At 29.1% G+C, this 19,976-nt stretch carries 18 protein-coding genes; 3 read left to right on the plus strand and 15 right to left on the minus strand.

Annotated elements, in window-relative coordinates; genetic code table 11:
• The first annotated feature begins 43 nt into the window (after window positions 1-43).
• Window positions 44-517, plus strand: a complete 474-nt coding sequence (locus RWN11_RS04250; protein ID WP_314160546.1) for an 8-oxo-dGTP diphosphatase — start codon at window positions 44-46, stop codon at window positions 515-517.
• Window positions 518-533: 16 nt separating this feature from the next.
• Entirely contained in the window at window positions 534-914 is a 381-nt protein-coding gene (locus tag RWN11_RS04255) for a thioesterase family protein (protein ID WP_314160547.1), read from the plus strand.
• A gap of 229 nt (window positions 915-1,143) precedes the next feature.
• Here the strand turns inward: RWN11_RS04255 and codY are convergent, their stop codons facing one another.
• The 9 genes from codY to RWN11_RS04300 form a co-directional block, all read right to left on the minus strand.
• A complete protein-coding gene (gene codY / locus RWN11_RS04260; protein ID WP_314160548.1) occupies window positions 1,144-1,926 on the minus strand; it encodes a GTP-sensing pleiotropic transcriptional regulator CodY in 783 nt (260 codons plus the stop codon).
• A 79-nt stretch (window positions 1,927-2,005) separates the two neighbouring features.
• On the minus strand, window positions 2,006-3,310 hold the full coding sequence (gene trmFO / locus RWN11_RS04265) for an FADH(2)-oxidizing methylenetetrahydrofolate--tRNA-(uracil(54)-C(5))-methyltransferase TrmFO (RefSeq protein ID WP_314160549.1): 1,305 nt from the start codon (window positions 3,308-3,310) through the stop codon (window positions 2,006-2,008).
• Window positions 3,311-3,331: 21 nt separating this feature from the next.
• Complete coding sequence (gene thiI, locus RWN11_RS04270; RefSeq protein ID WP_314160550.1) at window positions 3,332-4,582, minus strand: tRNA uracil 4-sulfurtransferase ThiI; 1,251 nt, start codon at window positions 4,580-4,582, stop codon at window positions 3,332-3,334.
• Window positions 4,572-5,723: a cysteine desulfurase family protein gene (locus tag RWN11_RS04275; protein ID WP_314160551.1), complete on the minus strand. Its 1,152-nt coding sequence runs from the start codon at window positions 5,721-5,723 to the stop codon at window positions 4,572-4,574. Before RWN11_RS04275 ends, thiI begins: the two co-directional genes overlap by 11 nt.
• 496 nt (window positions 5,724-6,219) lie before the next feature.
• Complete coding sequence (locus RWN11_RS04280) at window positions 6,220-6,651, minus strand: hypothetical protein (RefSeq protein WP_314160552.1); 432 nt, start codon at window positions 6,649-6,651, stop codon at window positions 6,220-6,222.
• Window position 6,652: 1 nt separating this feature from the next.
• Window positions 6,653-7,240: a lysophospholipid acyltransferase family protein gene (locus RWN11_RS04285; protein ID WP_314160553.1), complete on the minus strand. Its 588-nt coding sequence runs from the start codon at window positions 7,238-7,240 to the stop codon at window positions 6,653-6,655.
• Window positions 7,241-7,252: 12 nt separating this feature from the next.
• Window positions 7,253-7,933: a (d)CMP kinase gene (gene cmk / locus RWN11_RS04290; RefSeq protein WP_314160554.1), complete on the minus strand. Its 681-nt coding sequence runs from the start codon at window positions 7,931-7,933 to the stop codon at window positions 7,253-7,255.
• Between the two features lie 324 nt (window positions 7,934-8,257).
• Window positions 8,258-10,366: a DNA topoisomerase III gene (locus RWN11_RS04295; RefSeq protein ID WP_314160555.1), complete on the minus strand. Its 2,109-nt coding sequence runs from the start codon at window positions 10,364-10,366 to the stop codon at window positions 8,258-8,260.
• 223 nt (window positions 10,367-10,589) lie between these two features.
• Complete coding sequence (locus RWN11_RS04300; RefSeq protein WP_314160556.1) at window positions 10,590-10,763, minus strand: hypothetical protein; 174 nt, start codon at window positions 10,761-10,763, stop codon at window positions 10,590-10,592.
• Between the two features lie 319 nt (window positions 10,764-11,082).
• Here RWN11_RS04300 and RWN11_RS04305 point away from each other — a divergent pair, with 319 nt between their 5' ends.
• Window positions 11,083-11,541, plus strand: coding sequence for a nucleoside 2-deoxyribosyltransferase (locus RWN11_RS04305; RefSeq protein ID WP_314160557.1), 459 nt, complete (start codon window positions 11,083-11,085; stop codon window positions 11,539-11,541).
• Window positions 11,542-11,617: 76 nt separating this feature from the next.
• On the opposite strand, the gene RWN11_RS04310 is transcribed toward RWN11_RS04305, so the two are convergent.
• The 6 genes from RWN11_RS04310 to RWN11_RS04335 all read right to left on the minus strand — a co-directional run.
• Window positions 11,618-12,250, minus strand: a complete 633-nt coding sequence (locus RWN11_RS04310) for an ABC transporter ATP-binding protein (RefSeq protein ID WP_314160558.1) — start codon at window positions 12,248-12,250, stop codon at window positions 11,618-11,620.
• 13 nt (window positions 12,251-12,263) lie between these two features.
• Window positions 12,264-13,412 carry an FtsX-like permease family protein gene (locus RWN11_RS04315; RefSeq protein WP_314160559.1) on the minus strand — a complete coding sequence of 383 codons (1,149 nt, stop codon included), beginning with the start codon at window positions 13,410-13,412 and terminating at the stop codon, window positions 12,264-12,266.
• A 126-nt stretch (window positions 13,413-13,538) separates the two neighbouring features.
• Window positions 13,539-14,924 carry an ABC transporter permease gene (locus RWN11_RS04320; protein WP_314160560.1) on the minus strand — a complete coding sequence of 462 codons (1,386 nt, stop codon included), beginning with the start codon at window positions 14,922-14,924 and terminating at the stop codon, window positions 13,539-13,541.
• A 226-nt stretch (window positions 14,925-15,150) separates the two neighbouring features.
• A complete protein-coding gene (locus RWN11_RS04325; protein WP_314160561.1) occupies window positions 15,151-16,080 on the minus strand; it encodes an XRE family transcriptional regulator in 930 nt (309 codons plus the stop codon).
• A gap of 1,971 nt (window positions 16,081-18,051) precedes the next feature.
• Window positions 18,052-18,978, minus strand: coding sequence for a helix-turn-helix transcriptional regulator (locus tag RWN11_RS04330; RefSeq protein WP_314160562.1), 927 nt, complete (start codon window positions 18,976-18,978; stop codon window positions 18,052-18,054).
• A gap of 302 nt (window positions 18,979-19,280) precedes the next feature.
• Window positions 19,281-19,976: adenylosuccinate synthetase (locus RWN11_RS04335; protein ID WP_314160563.1), on the minus strand; the 696-nt coding region annotated here is incomplete at its 5' end.

The following is a 19,976-nucleotide window of genomic DNA, read 5'->3' on the forward strand; positions in this document are numbered from 1 at the left end:
TTTCCTCCTTCCTACTTTTTCTTTAAATATAGGAGATAATTATATGAACAATGTTCTTGCAACTATGTGCTACGTTGATGATGGCGAAAATTTTTTAATGTTAAAAAGAAATAAAAAAGAAAATGATATACATGAAGGTTTAACAATTAGCGTTGGCGGAAAATTCGAACCAGGTGAAAGTCCAGAAGATTGTGTCGTTAGAGAAGTTAAAGAAGAAACAAATCTTGACATAATAAATCCAAAACTTAGAGGCATTATAACGTTCCCTAATTTCGATGGTGAAAAAGACTGGTACACTTACGTATATACTGCGACAAATTACAAAGGAAATTTGACTGAAGATTGCAACGAAGGCGATCTAATATGGGTGAAAAAATCAGAAATACAAAATATAAAAACATGGGAAGGGGATTACATCTTTCTTGATTGGTTAGTCAAAGATAAACCATTCTTCTCAGCTAAATTCAACTATAAAGATAATAAATTTATCGATTATGAAGTAACATTTTATGAATAAACAGAGGGATAATATTATGAATATTGAAATTAATACAGAGTTCAAACAAAATTATACAGTAGCAGAAAACAATACTGCTAAAAATATGGGTAGTGGTGATTTAGATGTACTTGCAACACCAAGTCTTGTTGCATTTATGGAAAACGCCGCTAAAAATTACTTAAATACCTTTCTAACAGATGATTTAGGAAGCGTTGGTAGTAATATCAATATAAATCACCTAGCGCCTACTCTTATCGGTAAAGAAATCACCGTTCAAGGTCAGATAACAGAAATTATCAAAGAAAAAATAATAATTTTTTCTTTAGAGGCTTTCGAGGGAGATAAAAAAATTGGAGATGCTACTCATACCAGAGTTATCATTAATAACGAAAAATTCTTAAGCAAACTTTCATAAGAATCATTAAAAATACCATAAATAGCAAAAAGAGAGTGACTCTACAAAATCGTGATTTCTTAAGAAACAAGATTTTGTAGAGTCACTCTCGCAAAGTTTATTAGATATCTAAAAAGCCTTTATAAAGCAAATTTAGATATCAATAAACCACTGCGTCTATGAGTTCATATATGAACTTTGTTAAATTTCAGGACTTTTGGGTCAGCCCCTTTTTTTACAATTTTACTTTTTAAAATTCATTAGAAAACATTAATTCTAAGAAATACTCTTTTAGAACTTTGATATAAGTTCCTTTCATTCCTAACGACTTAGATTCAATAATTCCCGCACTTTCTAATTTTCTTAATGCATTTACGATTACAGATCTAGTAATTCCTACCCTATCAGCAATTTTACTTGCAATAAGTAAACCTTCAGTACCATCTAACTCTCTAAAAATGTGTTCAATAGCTTCTTTCTCAGAGAATGATAATGAATTCAGTGCCATGTTGACCATATCCTTGTCACGTGCTAAGTTTTTCTCTTTATCTTGTTTCTCATGTAAAATTTCAATTCCTACTACTGTTGATGCATATTCAGCTAGTACTAAATCATCATCTTTAAAGTCACTATCCATTCTACCGATAACCAGTGTTCCTAAACGATCTCCTCCTCCACGAATAGGTAAGATAACCGTATAGCTATTACTTTCGAAACGTTCTTGTTCTTCCTCAGGGAAGATAGATAATGGATCTTGGAATGGAATATTTACTTTTGTAGCATATACTTTTAATGTTGCATCTAAGTAAGCTTTAGGAACTTTTCTATCTTGAATAATTTTTTCCATTCGTTCATTAGAATAATCAATAATCGAATCATATCCAAGTATATTACCTTCAGTATCAAGAATATATACGACTGAATCTAGAATTGGACTAAGACGCATAGCCATAGCTTCAAAGTCTACATTTTCATGGCGTCCTTCTTGTAAAATTGTACTAATTTTTCTTGTTTTTTGTAATAAACTTGCCATTAATTTTCTCCTTACAAAATACTTCCTTGCTTATTATACCATTAATTTTAATAAATTGTAAGACTTTTTAAAAATTAATTTAATCAATTTTGAAATTTTCTAACATTTCAAGTGATCTTTTAGCATATCTTTCGTATTTTTCCTTTTTATCTTTAATTCTTTCTGGAAGTGGTTTAATAATTCCAAAATTCGCATTCATAGGTTGGAAATTTTTACTTGTATTATCTACGATATAATTTGCCATTGCACCTATCATAGTTTCTGTTGGGAATACTATTTCTTTATCTTCAGTATTGTACAAAGCATTTAATGCTGCTACAATCCCTGAAGCTGCACTCTCTACATATCCTTCTACCCCTGTCATTTGACCAGCAAAATAGATATTTTTTTCTTCTTTTAATCTATAAGTTTTTTCTAATAATTGTGGAGAATTTAAGTATGTATTTCTATGCATAACTCCATAGCGGACAATATTAGCATTTTCCAATCCTGGAATCATGTTGATAATTCTCTTTTGTTCTCCCCATTTTAGGTGCGTTTGGAATCCTACGATGTTATATAAAGTTCCTTCACTATTATCTTGACGCAATTGCACTACTGCGTATGGTCGCTTATCAGTTTTTGGGTCTTCTAATCCAACTGGTTTCATAGGTCCAAATAATAAAGTTTTTTCTCCACGTTTAGCCATTTCTTCAAAAGGCATACAACCTTCAAAATAAATTTCTTTTTCAAATTCTTTTAATGGAGCTGCTTCCGCATTTATCAATTCATTATAAAAATTAAAGAATTCTTCTTTTGTCATCGGGCAGTTTAGATATGCTGCTTCACCTTTATCATATCTTGATTTCAGGTAAACCTTATCCATATCAATTGAATCTTTTTCAATAATAGGCGCTGCTGCATCATAGAAATACAATCCATCTTGTTTTGTATAATTTCTAATATCTTGACTTAATGCATCAGATGTAAGAGGACCTGTCGCAACAATTACCGGTACATCTCCTTTAGGTATTGTTGGTAACTCCTCACCAATTACATTAATATTTGGATGATTCTTGATAGTTTCTGTAATCATTTCTGAAAATTTATCTCTGTCTACAGCTAACGCTCCGCCTGCTGGTACTTGAGTCGCATCTGCACATTTAATTATAATAGAATCTAACATTCTCATTTCTTCTTTTAAAAGACCAACCGCATTTGTTACGTTATTAGCTCTTAAAGAGTTAGAACATACTAATTCTCCAAAATTTTGAGTCTTGTGCGCAGGTGTCATTTTTTTAGGTCTCATTTCGTAAAGATCTACTTTAACTCCACGTTTTGCTAGTTGCCAAGCAGCTTCACTCCCTGCTAAACCAGCACCTATTACTATTACTTTTTTTTCCATTAATTGTCTCTCTTTCTATCTTTATAGTAATCCAGAAAAATCATCTTTTTCTTCTTTTTTAACTTCTTGTTCTCTCATATCTTGAGTAACTACTCTACCATTCTTATCAAATAGATATGTTTCCACACTAGCTAGTGTCTCAGCAATTAGATCAGAATAGTCATCACGAGCTTCATAAGCTGTTATTTTTTCTAATCTTGGCTTGGTTTTCGGTGCTTTCGGTGTGAAGATTGTACAACAATCTTCAAACGGTAAATTAGAAATTTCTAAAGTATCTATTTCTTGTGCTATTTTAATTATGTCAACCTTATCCATAGTTAACAATGGACGTAATACCGGTAAATTAGTTACCTCATTAATACAATTCATTGACTCAAGCGTTTGCGATGCTACTTGACCAAGAGATTCACCTGTAGCAATAGCTAAACAGCCTTCTTTTTTCGCAACTTCTTCAGCGATACGTAGCATAAATCTTCTAGTTGAAGTCATTGTGTAGTTTGAAGGGACACGTTTTACAATTTCTGTTTGTAACTTTGTAAAGTTTACAACATGAAGTTTAATTTTACCTACAACTTGACTTAATTTAATTGTTAAATTAAAAATCTTTTGTAAAGCTTCAGCTGAAGTAAATGGTGGTGATTGGAAGTGAATCATTTCAACTTCTACACCTTTTACTTGCAGTGTATGAGCCGCTACTGGTGAATCGATACCTCCTGATAATAATAACAATGCTTTAGAAGAAGTATTTACCGGGAATCCTCCTACCCCTTTAATAAAGTCGGTAAAGATAAAAATTCCTTCACTTCGTACTTCAACATTAATTATAAAATCCGGTTGTTTAACATTTACTTTTAAATTTTTATAATTAATCAGAACATGACTTCCAAATACGTTATTTAATTCATTTGTATTGTGTGGGAAGTTCTTATTAGGTCTTTTAGTTTGGATTTTGAATTTATATTCTTTATCTAATTTAGTTTCTAAAAGTCTATCAATAACCTTTTTAGCTTCTTCAACATCTAATCCAGCTCTTAATACTGGAGAGAAATTATGAATACCTGGGACTTTTTTTAATCTCTCCATGATTTCTTGAACATCTTCATTATGATCTAGATGAATATACATTCTATCTCTTTTTGTTTGGACATGAAAACCTGTTAATCCTTGAAGATTGTAACGTATGTTTTTTGTTAATTTTTTTAAAAACTCATTTCTGTTACCAGATTTTAATGTAAGTTCTCCATATCTTACTATAATATGACTAAATTCCACTTTCAATTACCTCTTTAAATTTTTTATTATATTCATCAATGAATACTTCAATAAATGTTTCAACTTCTTGTTTAGTAGTCTCATTCGAAAAACTTACACGAATGCTTCCCTCTATATTCTCTCTTGATAAACCTCTTGCAAAAAGAGCTTCATTTAGATGGAAAGTTTTTGATGAGCAAGCACTTGTCGTTGAAACCATTATCCCCCTTTCATTAAGGGCATTAACTATTGCTTCTCCTTTTATTTTAGGTAAGCTTATATTTATAATTGAATCAATATACTTTTCATTTAAAGGTGAATTAATCACCATGTGCTTGTATTTTGAAAATTCATTAACAATCATAGCCTTAAATTCTCTATGTTTTATTTTTACAGCTTCTACTTTTTCTTGTGATAATCTCAGAGCTTTCGCAAGACTTGCCGCAGCTGCAACATTTACCGTACCACTACGTAAACCGTCCTCTTGACCTCCACCAAAAGTTATATTGTGAACTGTTCTTCTAGATTTTAAATACAGTACACCAATACCTTTTATACCATGAAATTTATGTGCTGAAATAGCATAGCTATCAACTTTTGATAAATCAAGTTTATCTTTTAATACTCCTTGTACTCCATCAACATGGAAGTGAACCTTCGGATAATCTTTTAATATTTCTGAAATTTCTTCTATTGGTTGAATTACTCCAAAAACATTATTAACCTGCATTACACTTAATAAAATCGTCTCTTTTGTTAGTAAAGTTTTTAGATGATTTAAATCGACTACTCCATCTTTATCAACATTCAAATAGTCTAATATAAATCCTCTTCTCTCTAATTCTCTAAAAGATTCTAAAACTGACGGATGTTCAATTTTTGAAACAATAATCCTATTACCAAAATCTTTCTTATGCTCAACACTTCCTAGTAAAGCTATGTTATTACTTTCAGTAGCACAAGAAGTAAAAAATATACTGTCTTCCGCCACTTGTAAGATAGATGCTACTTGTCCTCTGGCAGCTGAAAGAAGTTTATTAGTTGTTTTTCCAAATTTATTGATACTAGCAGCGTTACCAAAATAAGAATTGTTAACTTCAACAAATGTATCAAGTACTTCTTTATACGGTTTAGTTGTAGCACAATTATCTAAATATATCATACTATCTACCTTTCTTTTTTTATTTTTCAATATATCTAATTTTAAAATTATTACATTTTAAACCACCTTAAAGTATATAACAAAATAGATATTTTATCAATTAAAGTGGCTATTGTTAATAAAACTAATTCATTTGTTAATTCCCAAATTAAAGAAGCGACTCAAAAATCATAATTTTGAAGAAATCGATTATTTCAAGTCACTCATTCAAAGTTTATTAGACATCTAAAAAGCTTTTATAAAGCAAATTTAGATATCAATAAATCACTACATTTATGAATTCTCATATAAATTTTTTTAAAATTTTGAATAAAATCCTTAATAAAAAGCTATTTCGAACGTAAAAACTATGTTAGAAATTTACCACTAATTCAATCAATCATAATTTTTAAATTAATACCTTATAGCGCTACTTTGTTAATCAATAATCAAAAAAGGAACAACTAATAACTATCATTTTTCATAGTTACTAGTTGTTCATTGCTTTCAAGCAGCCCTATTCTGTGTATTCATTACCTACAACATCTTTAAGAATCTGGTCCCACTTCGGTAAATTACGGTCTATTCTAATAGCACGATCACTATCAGTACCAAGAATATTATGTGAACTTGTAGCAAGAATTACTACCTCACCATCTACATAAAATTCATAAGAAAATATAGTTTTAATACCACTATGCTTTTCTATCCACGTCTTAATAAATATATCTTGACTATTATATCTAATATTCGATCTAATTGAATACCTAACATCAATATCAGCATAATATAAATTATAATCCATCAATGAATCAATATCTATTCCTAAGCTATTTAAATAATATTTTTTAGCCAAATTCATCCAATCATAAACATATTTATTATCTAAAAAACCTGCTTGATTGAAGAATTTTTTTTCTAATTTAAATTTTATTGTTTTTTCGTACACTTTATTTCTCCTTTGCAATCAACTCTGAAATTTTCTCCATTAAAATTGCAGTAATCTCATCGTGACTCTTACCTTCTTCTTTTAACGAGGCAGCATCAATTTCATCACCAATTACAATCTTAATACTAGAAAAAATTCTAAAATTTTTATCAGGGATAATTGCAAATGGGATAATTTTAGTTTTTGCTCTTGTTGCTATGAATGATGCTCCATTGTGAGACTCTCCTAAATCTAATTCTTTCGAATGTGAACGCGTTCCTTCAGGAAAAATCCCAACAACTTCACCTTCCCTAAGCAATTTTATGCTATTATTAATTGCAGCTCTATCAAACGTTCCTCGCTTAATTGGAATTGCTCCTGTAGCTTCCAAAGCCTGTTTTACAAAAATTATTTTAAACAATTCTTCTTTCGCAATAAAACGAATTTTCTTATCAAAGAACGCTGGGAATAATAACGGATCATGATTACTTAAATGATTTCCTGAAATTACAACACCTTTAGCATTTTCTATTTTTTCTTTATTGATAATAGTGACTTTATAAAAAATCTTATAATAGAACGCTAATAAAATTCTAATAAAATTATACATAGTACTCTCCTGCTAATTTCTACTTTCTACACTTTTTACCAATTCAGTCATTTTCTCAACAACCTCATCAATAGTCATACTTGTCGTATCTAATAATATTGCAGAATCCACCTTAACAAGTGGCGCAATATCTCTATTTTCATCCTGCCAATCGCGCGCTTTAATATCTTCTTTTACTTTTTCGAAGTCTACATTTGCAATACCTTGGCGTTCAAAATCCAACATTCTTCGTCTAGCTCTTTCTTCAACTGATGCAGTTAAGAAAATTTTAACATCAGCATTAGGAAGCACTACAGAAGCAATATCTCTACCGTCCATAATAATATTATTAGTATTGGCTAGATTTCTTTGAGTATCAATTAAGAAATCTCTCACTGCAGGCGATTTAGCGAATAACGAAGTAAATTTCGACACTTCTGCTGTACGAATTTTATCACTTACTTCCTCATCATTAACATAAACATATTGAACTCCATCAACATACTCAACTTTGAATTCAGTTTCACTTAATAATCCTTTAATTTTTTCTTCTTCTAATTCATCTAACCCATTAGCTAAGAAATTATACGTTAAAGCTCTATACATTGCACCAGTATCAACATAATTGAATCCTAATGATTTTGCTACCATTTTTGTTATTGTACTTTTTCCTGATCCTGCTGGCCCATCTACAGCCACCGATACATATTTCATCATTTACCTCTCAGACAAATTTTTTCATTATTTATTATAGCATAGTCTCGATTCAAACACTAGAATTAAAGTGAAAAAAGTTAATTTATCAGCTATAATTATCAATAAAATTAATTAAAAAATATATTACACTACAAATAATTTTACATTGGGAGTGACTCAAAAATCGTGATTTCGTAGAAATCGATTTTGTAGAGTCACCCCCGCAAAGTTTATTAGATATCTAAAAAGCTTTTATAAAGCGAATTTAGATATCAATAAACCACTGCGTCTATGAGTTCTCATATACACTTTGTTTAAGTTTAGGTCTTTTGGGTCAGCACCTTATTTCAATTTCAATCCTGCTAAACCTGCCAAAGCATTGTTTTCTAATTTTTCCTGTTTCATATATTTTTTCATGTCTACACGACTTGCTTTGTCTTTTTTACTAGATTTAATTCGTTTATCTACTTCTTTTTGTTTTAATGAATTACCACATTGGCAACGATAAGTAGCATTTTCACCATTACCGAATAATGTCATCTTCTTATGGCAATTATCACAACGCAGATTTGTTAATCTACTAATAACCTTACGATTACGACAGCTTGGATTAGAACATTTTAGCATTTTAGTACCTTTTTTATCTACTTCAAGCATAAAACTATCACATTCTTCACATTTCTTACCACTAATGTTATCGTGTTTAAATCTATCTTCACTATCTTTAATTTCCGCAATACATGATTTAGTATAATCTTTAACATCATTTAAAAACTTATCTTTTGAAAGTTTGTTTTTAGCGATATTATCTAATTGTTTCTCCCAAACCGCTGTTAAAGACGGGCTCTTAAGATTTTTAGGTACTAGATTCAATAACTGCTTCGCTTTGTTTGTAGTTTTGATTCGACCATTATCTAGAACTAAATAATCATTCGTAAATAATTTCTCTAATATATCTGCACGTGTTGCTACAGTACCAATACCATTAGTCTCCTTTAGAATCTTTCTTTCATTCTCATCCTCAACAAATTCAAATGGATTCTCCATAGCATAAATTAGCGTACCTTCAGTATAATAACTAGGTGGGGTTGTTTGTTTTTTATTATAAACTAATGATTCCAGTTTATGACTACCATTTTGAAGGTTAATAGTTTTGTCCTGTAATTCTTCTCGACTTAATTCCTTATAGCCTTCTTGAATCACTTTTAATCCTTTGGCAGAAAATACTTTATTTTCAATATTAAACGAATACGTAGTCTCTTCATATTTATACTCTGGTAATAAATTCTCTAAAAATCTCTTCGCTACCAAATTATATATTTTAGTCTCCATATCTGACATCGACATATAATTAGGTCTTTGCTCTGTTGGAATAATAGCGTGGTGATCGCTAACTTTTGCATTGTTAATAATTTTCTTAGTATTATAATCTTTTACTTTAAGTAATTTTGCAGTAGTTTCTCTAAAATCTCCACCGATAGCTTGAATACGATCTTTTAGAGTATTTTTCATATCACTAGTTAAATATCTACTATCCGTTCTTGGATATGTTAATACCTTATGTCTCTCATACAAACTTTGAACAATATTTAACGTTTGTTTCGGTGACATGCCGAATAACGCACTAGCAGTTTGTTGAATATCCGTTAAATTGTATAAAGGTTTTGCTGATGAAGTTTTAGCTTTCTTCTGAACCTCATTGAATTTAATTTCTTTGTTGATGTTCTTTTTAATAAATTGTTCCGCTTTTTCCAGATTAAACTCGCTATTACCACAACCGAATTTCACACCATCGATTTGCGCCTCAAAAGTATAATAATCTTTTGGTTTAAACTGTTTAATTTTTTCTTCTCTCTCAAAAACCATCTGCAATGTTGGAGTTTGAACACGACCACAGTTAAGTGATGCATTATATTTCAATGTTAATGCTCTTGATGCATTAATACCAACTAACCAGTCCGCATTAGCACGTGCTATACCAGAATGATATAATCCAAGATACTCTTTACCATCTTTTAAATTTCTAAATCCATCTTTAATCGCCTTATCTGTTACAGAAGAGATCCATAGTCTTTTTACATTTTTATTGCATTTCGCCTTATCGATAATATAACGAGCAACAAGCTCCCCTTCACGACCTGCATCAGTCGCAATGATAACTTCATTAACATCTTTCCTGTTCAAAGCATTTTCAACTACTTTATACTGTTTAAAAGTTTTCTTAATTACTTCTGTTTTCATAAACTTTGGAATCATCGGTAAATTCTCTAAATTTACATTATTAAATTCCTTATATTTATCAGGTGTTTGAAGGGTAATTAAATGCCCTAGCGCCCAAGTAACTACATACTTATCCCCTTCAAGACAACCATTTTTATTATTTTTCGCACCAAGATTCCTCGCAATATCACGAGCAACCGAAGGCTTTTCACAAAGTACTACACTTTTCATCAATAAATTCCTCTCATATATATTCTTCACTACAATAATTATTATAATAGAAATAGTTTAAAATAACTAGTAAAATTAGAAAGTTGATACATACTGCATTGATTATAAATGTAAAAAACAATCTCAACTGATTTTCAACTAACACAAAGTTACATCAAAAATTTCTTCTAAATCAAATTCAATTATTGTAGGAGGCACTCCTATTTCTGTAAGAAGCATATTCTTATCTTCTGGATATTTTGATAAATAATTTTTTAAAATACTTCTGACTCCAATTCACTATTTCATAATAACCATATAGCTTTAGATTTTCTTTAGCTTTTTCTTCATTCAGTATTCTTAAATTTCTAGATTTCAATAATTCTATTTGACTATCTATATTATTAAATTTTTTCATAATCTTATTCCCCACTCACTTTAACATGCAAAAAAGCCCCTGTACAGACAAGAGCTTTTAGGTAGGACGAACCACGTCCATTTCTTTATTAACTCCATTATATAATATATCTATACACCTGTCAATGATTCACCTTTAAAACTGTAAAATATATATATCTTAATTGATTTTCATTTTAAAACATTTCATATATATTATAATTGATTATCTTTAAAATAACTAATAAAATAAATAATCACTATCAATTTCTTTTTACTTTAGTTGTAAAATTGAGTTGATATATATTATAATTTAAATAACAACTAAGGAGGACTATTCTATGAAACTTTATTTAGCTGGAGCGTTATTTAACGAGGCTGAAATAGCTCAACGTTTAAAAGAAGGAAAATTATTAAAAGAAAAATTTGGAGAAAGATTATCTGTCTTTAATCCAATAGAACAACCTTTTAACGAAGATAAACAAACATTACCAACACCAGAAGATATTTTTAACGGGGATACTCACGCTGTAGAAAATTGTGACATCTTCTTAGCTGATGTCACAAATGAAGATAGTGGTGTAATGGTTGAGTTAGGAATTGCAATTGCACTTAAGAAAAAGATTATCGCTATAAATTCAGATATTCGATTAAAATCAGCAAACAAATATGATATTCCTAGCTATGCAATGAATCATTACGTTCTTGGGGGAATTTTAAAACATGGTACACTAGTTTACAATTTTGAAGAAGCACTAAACGAACTTGATAAACTATTTTGTTTAAAAAATCACTTATAATTAATAAAATAAGCGAGAGCAACTTGAGAATTTTGATTTAAAATAATCAATTTCTAAAGCTAATCTCGCTTTTTACTTATTTAACTTTTAACTTTTTATCTTTCAGCTCTAATACTACATCAGCAGCACTCGCTAATTGATTACTATGAGTAACAACTATAACACATTTATTGTTTTCTACAGCTACCTTTTTCAAGATTTCGATTATCTCTTCGGCAGTACTTTCGTCTAAGTTTCCTGTAGGTTCGTCAGCTAGAATTATAGGTGCTTCAGATACTAATGCTCTTGCAATAGCTACACGTTGTTGCTGCCCTCCAGAAAGTTTCATAACATTACGATTGATTTGCTCTTCTTCCAATCCAAGTTTTAATAGAATATCCTTACTTGCATTTTTTGAAACAAGTTTTAAATTTTCTAGTGGAGTCAGATAATCAATTAAATTATAATTTTGAAACACTAAAGAAATATCTTTACGTCTATGTTCACTATATCCTATTTTTTCAATATTTGTATTATTGAATAATATCTCTCCACTTGAAGGGCTATCTAATCCCGCTAATAACGATAGTAAAGTTGATTTCCCAGCTCCTGACTTACCTACTATCGCATAAAACTTCCCTACTTCAAAATTATAAGTAATTCCACTTAAAACTTTTGACTTACTATTATCATATAAGTAACTTATATTTTTCAATTTAAAAATCGACATTTCTTATTCCTCACTAATTAATATTCGTTAAAATTTTCTTCGGTTTCATCTTCAAGATTGGTAATAACGCCACAACTACCGAAATAATCACTATAGCTATCATTACTATAACTAAATTAACAATATCTATTCCATTAACAGACATCTTCATTAATTCATCAGCTATTGATTTTGGTAGTTCCTCAGAAAATATACTTCCCACATTGCTCGCTAAATACTTGATAGTCGCTATCTCTATACCGAGTGCAATCATTAGACCAACTATTGTTACCAATAATACCTCAACTATAAATTGTAACACTAGATTTACTTTACTAGTTCCTAACGACAGTAAAATCCCAATTTCGTAAGTTCTTTCACGAACCCAAAACATTAATATTAATGATAGTATAACTACTCCAACTACAACACTACCTATTCTTATCATATTAGTTATTTTCGTTATACTCTCTACTGATGATGTAACTAGCTCATAATTTTTATTTGATTTAGAGACCATTAAGTTATTTATTCCTAAATTCTCAACAGCTTTAATTACATCGTCTAACTTAGTAGGATCTTCAACTCCGTATTCTACTGAAGTTACTTTATTATTAGCTATTAAATTTGATAATTCTTGACTTGATTTATAATCAGTATAAACTGTATTTTCAATAAAATCTGAACTTAAGCCGTTAAATGTATTAGTCTTTTCACCAGAATAGATTCCAACAACTTCCAACTCTAATATTTTACCTTCTTGTGATAATTTAATTTTATCACCCAAATTAACATTATTTAATTCAGCGAATTTTTCGTGAATCATGATTTTATTCTTATCATTTTCTTCAATATGTCTTCCCTTTTCCAATTTTAAAACTTCACTCTTAAAATCAATATTACTTTTAGAAGCGGTAATACCATTCAACATCACTAAATTGCTATTATTTTTTATTTCATCGTTTAAAGTAATATTTTGATTTTCTTGAACTACCTTTTTTTCTTCAACAACAACTGGTTTTGAAAAAATATAATTTTTCGTAGTTATTCCTTTTAATTCTTCAATTTTTTTCAAAGTATCCTTTTCTATTTCTTTATTGGTTTTATCTATACTTTCAATAGTAAATCCAAAATTAACATCTTTATATAAATTTTTAGAAATATTATTTACCGTAGTATTCAAAACACTACCACTTAATAAGCAAAATGATATCAGTGTCACTATTAAAAACAAAATACTACTTCTAACTTTTTTTCTAATAATATAAAGACATGCCCTATTAAAAATACTCATCGATTTCTCCTTACATTAATTAATATCAGATAATAAATCTTTAGGTTTTCTATATGCTAATCTGCTAGATGCAATTCCTACAGCAATGACAATTATTACGACACCAACAAATACCACTGTCAGCATATTATCCATACTGACACTTACATCTAGAGCAGTAATAATTTTATTTGCACCCTCTACCTCAGCATTAGCCCCCAGATTAACTCCATTAGCTTGATTTGAAATAGTTTTACTTACAGATTTAACAGATTGTTGCAGTATCTGATTTCCGATATTTTGACTAATTGCACTTCCTACGAAATATGAAGCGATAAAGCTTGGAATACTAATTAATAGAACTTCAAGAATAAATTGTCCTATGATACTCGCTTTAGTCATACCAATCGCTAAACTTACACCGATTTCTTTTCTTCTACTATTTATCCATAAGAATAATATTAGCGACAGAATCACTATGCTAAAGAGTATTGTACTTATGAATACACCATTAGTCAGACTATAAATTGTATCTAATGATTGTTGAAGAGCTGGGAAGTTTTGATTACTTTTAACTAACATATACTGTTTCCAATTAATAGGAAGCTTTTTAGCATCATTTATAATACTATCAACTTTATCTTTCCCATCAACTAGGAATGTTGCATCTTGATAAATTTCTTTACCATCTTCATAGTTGTATAAAGTTTTTGTTGTTTGAGTATCAGCTATAAAAATATTATCATAGAGTTCCATATGACTAGACGTAGCACCTTTATTCTGACCTCCAAAAATACCAACTACAGTAACTTCAACTTCTTTATCAGATTTTTTCTCATTATCTGCGTCATTTGGATTACCTTTTAATTTAATCTTATCTCCAACTTTAACTTTATTCTTCTTAGCGAAACCTTCATGAATTAAAACAGAATTTTTATCATTATCAGTTAGATGACGTCCTTCTATTAATTTTAACGTTTCTGCAGAGAATCTATCATCTAATGAAGAATCATTAGTTCCAGTTACGATAACCGTTTTAGAGAAAAGTTGTCTTTGCTTGTTGTTTTTCTCTTCTTGTTGATGATTCGCAAGTTTTAAAGGTTCTAAGTAAATTAGATCCGCACTTACGTTCATTCTTTTGATATATTTCTTCACTCCTGGAAGATTTTTTATCTTCTCAATATCCTCGCCTATTAAGTTACCTGCACCCCTAGCAGTCCCTTGATTGGTTTTTCTATTTATCTCCATAGAAAAACTACTCGTTATATTTTGAAAAGTCTCTTTTGATAAAGCATCAGTTGATTTTTTAATTGATATAGTACTTAAAATTAATGATGACATAGTAGCTAATATCAAGAATATAACAAATGATTTAAAACTTTTTCTGGTTATATATAACCATGCCTTTTTTAGAATCGACATTCTTTACACCTCTTTTATTTATTTTTATGTAAATAGTATTAATAACTATTATCATTCTATAATTATATGATAACGTTTTTACTTAAAATATAGCTTATATATTTTAAATAAATTTAAAAAAATATTTCTAATCTTATAAACAAAAAAGTTCAAAACATCAGAGATTTTCTCCTCATGTTATGAACTCTATTATTTTATAACTATATTTTATATTGAAAATTGATTACTAAAACTCAAAATCAATTCCTGTTTTATTACGTTCATAAAAACTTCGAACTAAGCTATCTCTAATATGTATATCTGATTGCATATTATACAACTCAATTTGAGCATCAATAATGCGAATACACTTATTGGCTAATTCTACCCCTTCTGGTTTGTTTAGTTTCAATTGCATTTGAGCTAATATAAAGAAGAAGGCATTAGCATGAAAATTAAAGTGTGTCAACTTATAGTAATTACTCTTTAACAATTCTATTGCTTTAAGACATTTACCCTCTGCTTCTTCTACATAACCCCTTCTAGACAATAACGCTATAGCACTATGCAAAGTAAGCAATGCCCTTTCCCCTTTATCAACAGAAAACATATCACCGACATCAACAGGCTTTAAATTCTCATCAATAATTCTGCGAATAAATTCAATAGAAATCTGATCTTCTCCCAAAACTCTCAACATTAAAGCCAATGTCAGTAGTTCATTTTTTGTATGTTTTTCTAAGTTTTGAAGATAGTCTAAAACAATTTTTCTATTTTCCATTATAATTTTAGGAATCATTTTTTCTTGGAAGAGTCCTAAATATTGTTCAATATATAAGCGCGTTGTCATAGAAATATTATCGCCTTCCAAAATTTTAATAGCCAGAGTTTTGACAGCTGAATAATTCCCCGCATTTTCCAACGCATTAGCCTCTTTTAAAAATCCTGATTGATCTACTTCAATAAGAGGTAAATACTCAGAAAAATAATCTTGATAACATATACCGATATTTCTCAATAATTGTTCAAAAACCTCTAATGATACACTAGTCTCATCAGCTTCAAATCTAATAAGAGTTCTTGCTGATATAGCATTTCCAGCCGCATCTTTCAATTTGATTCTACGTTCTTCTCTAATTTTTTTAAAGATTTTTCCATGTATATTCTTATCGTCCATTTAAGTATCCGCCTCCTAAATTAGTCTTGTTATAATTATAACATAAATCATGCAACTAATGTTGAAATACATTTTATTTTTTCACGATATTATGTCGACTTGGGGTTGAGCCAAAAGGTCTAAATTTAAAAAAGTGTATACGATAACTCATAGACGCAGTGATTTATTGATATTTAATAAACCACTGCGGAAAGTGACTCGACAAAATCTTGCTTCTACAAAATCACGATTTTTGAGTCACTCCCATGATGCTTCAACCGTAATCTATTATAGATCTTTTTTCAAAAAAATAAAAAAAGAGTAACTGACAACACAACACAACACAGTTACTCTTTTTTATATGCCTATATATTTCGCCGAATAATAATTTAGTTTATAAACTTCAAAATCAATATTTTTTCATCATTTATTTACTTAATTGTATTTAGGTACATAATACATTTTTTCTCCAATTTTGTTAATTTAAATCTATTTAAACACTTTTTCAAACAAATTTAAAATACGAGTCAACAAAATTACTTTTTATAAACTTTTTCTTCTTCTCTATAAAACATTGATTATAGCCACATTTTCCCTAGAATATCCATGTTAACGAAAAAACAACCAAAAGTGCTAACATGATATTTCAATTGTTTTGTAGCGAATAATAAGTACGGACTCTTATAGACAATTATCATTATATCATCAATTTTACATAAAATAACGAATTGTGATATAATTGTCACTTTTCGATATTTTAATAGTTATATTTAGGAAGAAGTGACATAGGTGACACTATTTTTACTAAAACACTGAACGTTCGGTTTTCAGGGGAAACATACGAGTAAAAACGTTAATCTCACCATTGCTTTTATAAATTATATCAAACATTAACAAATTACACTTGATAACCTACGATTTTTCCGTTAATCAAAAATACAAACATTTATAACTTCATTGAAAATCTAATCCAAAAAGTATTTTAAAGGACATTTGAATAATTATATGTTTTTTATTGTTCCTCATAAAAAGGGAGTGACTCAAAAATCCCGATTCCGAAGAAATAAGATCTTGTCGAGTCACTCCCCGTAAAGTTTATTAGATATCTAAAAAGCTTTTATAAAGCGAATTTAGATATCAATAAATCACTGCGTCTATGAGTTATCATATACACTTTTTAAAATTTTAGGACTTTTGAATCAGCCCTCTCTTAATTCATAAACTTCTTTTTTTGTTGTGTTGTTTTAACCTTCTTATAAGTACTTTTTATAAACTTCTAAACTTCCATTTTACAAAACATATTATTTTTAAAAATTGTTTATATCTATATATTATGCGAAACGTGAATTACTATTTTTCAATCATCAAAAATATATGTTTATAAAATATATCCTTTTCTTGATAGAGCATAACTATTACTTTTTAAGATTCTCTCTTTTATATATTACTTTATTGAAATACTCTATAGTCTTTAAAAACATCTGTTTAATTCAACATCACTTAAACAGTCAATACACCAATACACTAAAAACTTTTTATTTCAATTTATTAAATAATTCATCAAAGTTTCAAATCCTGCTAATAATGCTATACTTCGAAAACTAAAACATCCCTCCTTAGTTTATTTATACCTATATTTTATCATAACATTTTTATGTTTACGTATTTTGCGAAGAAATTGTCATTTTTCTCTTCTTTTCAGTAATTTTGATATTCAGGATGAACAATAAGTGACATATATGTCGTAAAACTTTAATATATAATTCAAAAATGGAAAATTATAACTATGAATATTAAATTCTTGCACTGTTTATCTCCTCTTTAAATATAATACATATTAATTAAACTGGGAGTGATTTATTATATATATATATCTTTTACAAAGCGAATTTAGAAATCAATAAACCACTGCTCCTACGAGTTCGCATATACACTTTTTTTAAATTTAGGACTTTTGGGTCAACCCCATTTCCTTAACAATTTCATAAATTATTAAAATTCAATATCAATACCTGTTTTATTTGCTTCACAAAAAGTTTTATAAACAATGTCTCTTAAACGTTTATAATAAGCATCATCCGTAATTTCCGCAACAATGTTTTTATATTTTAAAACCTTATTAGCAAGAGCAATACCTTCTTTTTTATTTTGGCGTAAATATGCTATAGCTAAGATGCTCATTACGTCGGCATAATAATTCATTTTTTCTATTAACAATGGTTGTCCATCAAAAAGTTCAATTGCCTCCTTACATCTTTTTTCAACTAATTCATAATAACCATTTCTTGATAAAAATGCTAATGATGAAATTAATAAATTACAATATGCCCCACCAACGTATTGATTCAGATAATTCCTAACGGGAATATTTTGTAAACACTCTTCAATAATTCTATCAATATATTCAACTGAATACTCTTCTCGTGAAGCGGAATATATTAAAAATTTAAGTCCGGACATTTCATTCCAACCTAATTTATTAGTTGACTCAATTATCTCCCTAATTATTCTCTTATTATTATCAAATAATTCTCTATCTTCTTTCCAACCCACTGCTTGTATAGCCGATAAAATATCTAGTCTTTTTGATAGTTCAATATTTTTTTTCTTTAGTTCCTTTTTACATTCATTTACTATCTTTGATGGAGAACCAGATTGTAGATATTCATTAATTTTTTTTGAAAATTCAGAAGTTTCTATGTTAGCATTGTCATAGTAATATACTAAATAATCTAGAAACTCTATACCACAATTTCCCAATAATTTCTCAAAAACTGCAATTGAAATACTAGTATCATCAGTTTCAAAGCGCATTAATGTTCTCGTAGAAATTACATCGCCTGCGACATCTTTTAACTTATATCCTCTCTCCTCTCTTAGTTTTTTAAAAATACTTCCATGCAAATTCTTCTCATTCATTCCTTATCTCCTAAACTTTAATATTAAGAATAATTTATACCTATTTTCTTCTATAAATAAATACATTAAAGATTATTAAAATAGTCTTTTCTTATATATTTTACCATTAAATTAATACTTATTTTAATTACGTGACAAATACGTCATATTCTAATATATTCTCTTTATATCTATAAAAATAACTGCTCTATGTGACATATTCGTCACCTTTTACTCTCTGTTTTTCAATCTGATTTTTACAAAAATAAACCTCGAGGTATAGTTCCAATTACCTCGAAGTTCATCTCTATTTTCATATTAGATTATTTCCATAAATCTTCTAGTAAGTGAGTTTGTGTTCTATCTGGTCCAGTAGAGAATACAGAGATTTTAACACCTACTAATTCTTCAATTTTTTCTAGATATTTTCTTGCGTTATCAGGAAGCTCATCTAGTGATGTTACGCCTGTAATATCTTCATCAAATCCTGGTAATGTTTCATAGATTGGCTTACAATCTTTAATGATGTTTTCATTAGCTGGGTATTCTGTTAAGATTTCACCTTTATAATCGTATGCTGTACAGATTTTAATTTCTTTAAGTCCTGTAAGAACATCTAGACAGTTTACTGACAGATTAGTCATACCTGATACACGAGCTGAATGACGCATCACTACAGTATCAAACCATCCAATACGACGTGGACGTTTAGTAACTGTTCCGTACTCATGACCAACTTCACGAATTGTATCTCCGATTTCATCGAATAATTCAGTTGGGAATGGTCCATCACCTACACGTGAAGTATAAGCTTTTGAAATTCCTAATACTTTAAGACCGTTTGTTGGTACGAATCCATTACCTACTGTGATTCCACCTGCAGATGGATTAGATGATGTAACATATGGGTATGTACCATGATCGATGTCTAACATTACACCCTGAGCACCTTCGAATAAGATATTTTTATTTTCATTTTGTGCATCTTCTAATACTTTAGAAGTATCTGTAACATATTG

Origin of the sequence: uncultured Gemella sp. (assembly GCF_963519265.1) — a bacterium.
GTDB lineage: Bacteria > Bacillota > Bacilli > Staphylococcales > Gemellaceae > Gemella.

Coding starts and splice junctions, on each gene's coding strand:
- RWN11_RS04320 (WP_314160560.1), bottom strand. CDS start 14,924: ATGTCGATTCTAAAAAAGGCATGGTTATATATAACCAGAAAAAGTTTT.
- RWN11_RS04275 (WP_314160551.1), bottom strand. CDS start 5,723: ATGATATATTTAGATAATTGTGCTACAACTAAACCGTATAAAGAAGTA.
- RWN11_RS04330 (WP_314160562.1), bottom strand. CDS start 18,978: ATGAATGAGAAGAATTTGCATGGAAGTATTTTTAAAAAACTAAGAGAG.
- cmk (WP_314160554.1), bottom strand. CDS start 7,933: ATGAAATATGTATCGGTGGCTGTAGATGGGCCAGCAGGATCAGGAAAA.
- RWN11_RS04325 (WP_314160561.1), bottom strand. CDS start 16,080: ATGGACGATAAGAATATACATGGAAAAATCTTTAAAAAAATTAGAGAA.
- RWN11_RS04305 (WP_314160557.1), top strand. CDS start 11,083: ATGAAACTTTATTTAGCTGGAGCGTTATTTAACGAGGCTGAAATAGCT.
- RWN11_RS04255 (WP_314160547.1), top strand. CDS start 534: ATGAATATTGAAATTAATACAGAGTTCAAACAAAATTATACAGTAGCA.
- RWN11_RS04285 (WP_314160553.1), bottom strand. CDS start 7,240: ATGTATAATTTTATTAGAATTTTATTAGCGTTCTATTATAAGATTTTT.
- codY (WP_314160548.1), bottom strand. CDS start 1,926: ATGGCAAGTTTATTACAAAAAACAAGAAAAATTAGTACAATTTTACAA.
- RWN11_RS04300 (WP_314160556.1), bottom strand. CDS start 10,763: ATGAAAAAATTTAATAATATAGATAGTCAAATAGAATTATTGAAATCT.
- RWN11_RS04295 (WP_314160555.1), bottom strand. CDS start 10,366: ATGAAAAGTGTAGTACTTTGTGAAAAGCCTTCGGTTGCTCGTGATATT.
- RWN11_RS04310 (WP_314160558.1), bottom strand. CDS start 12,250: ATGTCGATTTTTAAATTGAAAAATATAAGTTACTTATATGATAATAGT.
- trmFO (WP_314160549.1), bottom strand. CDS start 3,310: ATGGAAAAAAAAGTAATAGTAATAGGTGCTGGTTTAGCAGGGAGTGAA.
- RWN11_RS04250 (WP_314160546.1), top strand. CDS start 44: ATGAACAATGTTCTTGCAACTATGTGCTACGTTGATGATGGCGAAAAT.